Annotated in this window: 2 protein-coding genes and 1 pseudogene; 2 read left to right on the forward strand and 1 reads right to left on the reverse strand. The window is 51.1% G+C overall.

All coding sequences use genetic code 11. From position 1 onward, the window contains the following. On the reverse strand, window positions 1-859 hold an 859-nt coding region (locus ABF824_RS16345), incomplete at its 3' end, for a LysR substrate-binding domain-containing protein (protein ID WP_415490005.1). A gap of 115 nt (window positions 860-974) precedes the next feature. On the opposite strand from ABF824_RS16345, the gene ABF824_RS16350 reads away from it, so the two are divergent. Together ABF824_RS16350 and ABF824_RS16355 are read left to right on the forward strand one after the other, a co-directional pair. Then, window positions 975-1,307, forward strand: coding sequence for a YciI family protein (locus tag ABF824_RS16350; RefSeq protein WP_003626994.1), 333 nt, complete (start codon window positions 975-977; stop codon window positions 1,305-1,307). A 52-nt stretch (window positions 1,308-1,359) separates the two neighbouring features. Beyond that, window positions 1,360-1,663 (forward strand): annotated as a pseudogene (locus ABF824_RS16355) (MBL fold metallo-hydrolase); the annotation flags it as partial.

Consider the following 1,663-nt stretch of genomic DNA (forward strand, 5'->3'; position numbering starts at 1 on the left):
AGACCCGCAGCTTTGGTGTCATAACCGGACCTGCGTTATAGAGCAGGTGCATGGGCCTGTCCGGAACTTTCCACCTGGGCATAAGCCGGACAAGCCGTTTGCTTTTAATATCTGGAAGCAGAGCCTGCTCATATCCCAGCAGAATGCCATCGCCACCAAGAGCTGCAGAATGCAGAACACTTGAATCATTACTGATTATCTTCCCGGACACGGTGACAGGTCGCGTAACGCTCCCCTGAGAAAGGTACCACGTGGTTACAGGGCCGCCGGAGTTTTCATATACGAGACACTCGTGGCGCATCAGATCTTCGGGCTGCCCTGGAAAACCGTGTTTTTCCAGATAGGTTTGAGCCGCGCAGATGACCCGACGATAGGCCGTCAAAGGACGACTGACCGCTGTAAGGTCCGTCTCCAGTTCACCAATTCGGATCACAGCCTCATGACCATCCATTGTGGGGTGAACCAGTTGGTCTGTCAGGGATAAATGCACTTGAATTTCTGGGTATCTTTTTTGAAAACTGTGAATAAATGATAGAAATACCGTTCGCCCGAAGGTGACTGGGACGCTGACAGATAATGTGCCGCGCGGTGTGCCAAGCGTATTGGCTGCCAGAGTGTCAGCTCGTTCAGCAGCCTGCAGAACAAGCCGACATTGCTCGCAATAGAGCCGTCCTGTTTCAGTCAGACTTTGCCGACGTGTCGTTCGATGCAACAGGCGAGCACCAAGGTGATGCTCCAGAGCCTCTATATGCTTGGCCACCATCTGCGGCGACAAAGTCAGATGCTGGGAGGCCGCAGCAAAAGATCCCAATTCCACAACCTTGATAAAAATCTTCATGCTGGTTAACCGGTCAAGCATTCACCATCCTCAGTTGTGACTGATGTCTTGTATCGACAATTTATCCAGCGAAAAAGAGGAATATGCTGAAGGCTTCGAGCGATTGGCAAGTCCAGTTCTGGTGGAGACTTTCGAAATGCCTGTTTATCTTGTGCGCATGGACCACCCTGACGGCGAGGGATGGGGACAGCATGTCGCAGCACACGTGTTGTATCTCAGGCGCCTTATTCAGGAAGGCAGCCTGCTGGCGTCCGGTCCGTTGAAAGGGACCCCATTGCGCTCCGGCTTTCTGATTATGAAAGGCGCCAATCGGCAAGAGATCGACGCGATGATTGCCGGTGATCCCTTTGCATCCGAAGGTTTGATTTGTGATCTGCGGATTGAAGAATGGGACCCACTATTCGGGTGCCTGTCAAATCATGCAACAGGCAAACTCCCGCAAGAATTGAAGTCTCTTTTCCCTTCATGACGACAGCGCTGTGTTTTTTGAGAAATAAAAACGAAAAGAGAGCCTTGGGATTATGAACGATCTTCAGTGGTATGCTGTAGGGGATGCCCGCATACTAAAAATACAGGATCTTACGCTGGCAGCACTCACTCCAGAACAGTTGCTTCCTGATTGGGATGATGCAACGGCACTTCAGGCCTATTCTGATCTACCTGAAACGCTGGATGCTTCAGAAACGAAAGTCCTTTTGAGCGTTCATAGCTGGCTCATCAAGGATCGCGGTCGGAACATTCTTGTAGATACGGGGGCCGGTAATAGCAAAGCTCGACCTGCTGCTCTGTTTTTCGATCACTTGCAGACCGTGTGGCTTGAAAATC

Origin of the sequence: Acetobacter sp. (genome assembly GCF_047721705.1) — a bacterium.
In the GTDB taxonomy this organism is placed as follows: domain Bacteria; phylum Pseudomonadota; class Alphaproteobacteria; order Acetobacterales; family Acetobacteraceae; genus Acetobacter.